Here is a 3,257-nt window from a genome sequence, read left to right as displayed (position 1 = left end):
GTGCGATTATTTTTGGCTTGAGTTTAGCTATGATGGGAGACATAAGCTTTAAAGGCGGTAAAGTCGTGCAGTCTAATTTCCATGATTATCCTCTATTGCGTTTACCTCAGTGCCCAGATATTGAAACTCATATTATTGCGTCAACCGCTAAACCGGCTGGTGTGGGTGAGCCGGGGGTACCTCCTGTGGCGCCGAGTTTAACCAATGCGATCTTTGCTGCAACCGGAACTCGACATCGTGATTTACCGCTCAATAAGTTTCTATCGGTCTAGCTATTTTCGTGAGAGAGAGCACTTAAGTTTTACTCACTTAAGTCGATAATAATTAAGTCAAATGCCTAAATGTATTCGCACTTAGGCATTTTTATGAATTTGAGATGCAGTTTTCATATGAACCGTCAGGCTTGTCTATACTCTCTATATCTTTTGTCATAAACCCAGAGCATATTGATGCTCGCCATATTCAATAATTGTTTTTTATAGCGATAAATTATCGCAGGAAGCTGAAAAATGAAGCAAATCCAGTTTAGAAAAATTGATGCCATTATGATTAAGTTCAGCCTTAATGGTAAGTTTTGGATTGTTTGTTCAATGGTCGCCGCGATTACAAGTATTATCGCGATATTGAATTTCCAACAAGCTAATGATTTAATTACTCAGTCATCTTTTGACCGAGTGAACACTCGTGTGCAAAGTGTTGCCTCAGTGGCAAACAGTCAAGGATTACAAAACGCCGAGCTTCAACAATTTGCTGCCGATAACCAACTGCAAGTGTCTGCAAGGGATGAGAGTACTCGCAGTGGCGATATAGTGACAGCATCTGCCAATGTGGGTAATCAATATTTAACTCAAAGCCAAAATGTCCAGCAGTGGGAACAAGACGCGATTGGCAATGCCCAATTTATGCTCATCATTGCGCTGGTGGGATTGTTGCCACTATTTCAATTAAGTTATTGGATTTCTACGTCATTAGGCGGCGGGTTATGGGAAATGTACATGGCCATTAAACGCCTCGCTGACGGCGACTTAACCTTTAGACTTAACTTTTTTGGTACTGATGATTTCAGTTTAATCGCCAACGACATTGATCGTTGCGCTGACAACATGAGTGAAATGGTTGGTGCTATCCGTAGCAATGCTGAAACCTTGGCTGTTGCTGGCAACGAGTTTAATCATCAAGCCAGTACCAATGACGAACTGATAGATCAACAACATCACTTTTTAGACTCAGTGGCACATGCCATGGATCAAATGACCGCGGCTATTGCCGATGTGTCACATCACGCAAGTGATACGTCATTAAATACTAAGCAAAATGCAACGCAAATAGAGCAAAGTCAAAGTAAGATTAACGATGCGGTTAAACGTATTAGTTACCTATCTGAGCGTATTGCAGAAGCATTTTCATCAGTAGAGCAACTTTCTCGTGATGCTACCCAAATTAATGATGCCGTTACCACCATTGATAGTATTTCTGAACAAACCAATTTATTGGCATTAAATGCCGCCATTGAAGCGGCACGTGCCGGTGAGCAAGGTCGTGGTTTTGCGGTCGTGGCGGACGAAGTGCGTACCCTTGCCGGGCGTACCCAAAAAGCCACCGTAGAAATTCAAAAAATGATTGAAGGGTTGCAACAAGGCTCCAAAAAGCTGACCGGTATTACCAATGTGATTGTTACTGAAGCAGACCAAGGGAGTGCGAGTATCAAAGCGGTGGGTGATGATATTACTCATATGGCTGAGTCTATTAATGCGGTGTTCGATATGAGCAGCCAAATAGCAGCATCCGCGGAACAACAAAGCATGTCTGCAAGGGATATAGCCTCACAACTTAATCAAATTCGTCATCAATCGGAAACGATTCGCAGTACTTCCAAACAAGCTGGTGTATTAGCTAAAGATTTGAATCAATCATCTAAAGGTTTAGCGGCGATTTTAAGTCAATATAGAATCTAGCGCTTACGACTTTATCAATAAAGAGGAGATCGTTGATATATTTTTGATTAGCTTGAAATAAAGTACTAAGGTATCTGGTCTGTTACTAAGTTGTTAAGTGGTAGTTTGAGTGTACGGACTCGAATTAACCGTCTAACACCACTTAAATTAGTAACATTACACGATTAGATATCTGTGAATAGCATGGTGCATGTTTGTTATCGCCACCTTATTTCGGTGCTTTATTGTGTCATTAAGCAAACATCATCAGGAGTATCAATGATCATTACCTCTACGCGCGTTGCTATAGTGCTGACCTTAAGCGGTATATTATTTGGCATCTCTGCCGTGAACGCGGCACCTCAAAGCATTATGGTGCTAAACGCTCAGGGCCAACCAGCACAAAACATGGTGGTGTATTTACTCCCAAGCGCTCCTGCCAATATTGTTACCACAGTTGCTCCTAGTAAAGCTGAAGTTCATCAAAAAGATAAGCAATTCTCTCCTTATATTACCGTTGTACAAAAAGGCAATGATGTGGCTTTTGTCAATGAAGATGATATTACTCATCATATTTTTTCAGCACTAGGGCCTAAGCGTTTTTCATTCAAACTTCGTCATCAGCAACAACAGCAAATATTGAGATTTGAGCAAACAGGGCATGTGTCTATGGGCTGTAATGTGCATGACTGGATGTCAGGGCATTTATTGGTGGTCGACACCCCATTTTATGCTGTGACCAATTTACAAGGGATAGTGACATTTGAGCATTTACCGGCAGATGACTTTAAGCTGGTTGTGTGGCATCCACAGTTAAAAATGCCTGATAATCAGCAAGTGAAACCTGTTCATTTTCCCAGTGATAACACTATGACTATTACACTGCAGGCTGATTTTGATAGTATCCCCAGCCAGCAAAGTTTAGATGAATTTGAATTTTTAGAAGGATACTAGTATTGCTATTTTTTAATCGGCTGCAAACACGGATTTTTGCTTTTTTTGTATTATTAATCATTACCGTATTGAGTTTGTCTTTTTGGTTAACATACCAAGCTAATCAAAGGTTAGAGCAACAGTATGTGGCCAATCAACTTGAAGTAGCGAGCTTAGTTTTCGAGTCGCAATACGATAACCGAAACTATTATTTGGCAGCATTTGCCGCGACGGCCGCAAAGGACTTTGGCTTAAAAGATATTTTTATTGATGGTGATAACCGTAGTTTTCTGGTGGCATTAAATAATCATCGCAGTCGGATTAATGCATCTTTAGCCATGGCTGTGTCTGCCGAAGGTAACGTTATTGGCCAGCTGGTGGCCTCGCAAG

At 41.1% G+C, this 3,257-nt stretch carries 2 protein-coding genes and 2 pseudogenes; all 4 read left to right on the top strand.

Features of this window, described 5'->3' with window-relative positions; genetic code table 11:
* Positions 1-272: pseudogene (locus CXF78_RS17890) on the top strand (xanthine dehydrogenase family protein molybdopterin-binding subunit); the annotation flags it as partial.
* Between the two features lie 237 nt (positions 273-509).
* The gene (locus CXF78_RS17885; RefSeq protein WP_102037521.1) at positions 510-1,955 is read left to right on the top strand and encodes a methyl-accepting chemotaxis protein; all 1,446 of its coding nucleotides are present in this window, start codon (positions 510-512) and stop codon (positions 1,953-1,955) included.
* A gap of 258 nt (positions 1,956-2,213) precedes the next feature.
* Entirely contained in the window at positions 2,214-2,888 is a 675-nt protein-coding gene (locus CXF78_RS17880) for a cupredoxin domain-containing protein (RefSeq protein WP_102037520.1), read from the top strand.
* A 2-nt stretch (positions 2,889-2,890) separates the two neighbouring features.
* Positions 2,891-3,257: pseudogene (locus CXF78_RS17875) on the top strand (GGDEF domain-containing protein); the annotation flags it as partial.

The sequence above is a fragment of the Shewanella sp. 11B5 genome (genome assembly GCF_002836795.1).
GTDB classification, from domain to species: Bacteria; Pseudomonadota; Gammaproteobacteria; order Enterobacterales; family Shewanellaceae; genus Shewanella; species Shewanella frigidimarina.
This window is presented reverse-complemented; position numbering and strand designations above follow the sequence as displayed.

What these genes read in the sequence shown, in the direction of transcription:
- CXF78_RS17885 (WP_102037521.1), top strand. Translation starts at nt 510, where the DNA reads ATGAAGCAAATCCAGTTTAGAAAAATTGATGCCATTATGATTAAGTTC.
- CXF78_RS17880 (WP_102037520.1), top strand. Translation starts at nt 2,214, where the DNA reads ATGATCATTACCTCTACGCGCGTTGCTATAGTGCTGACCTTAAGCGGT.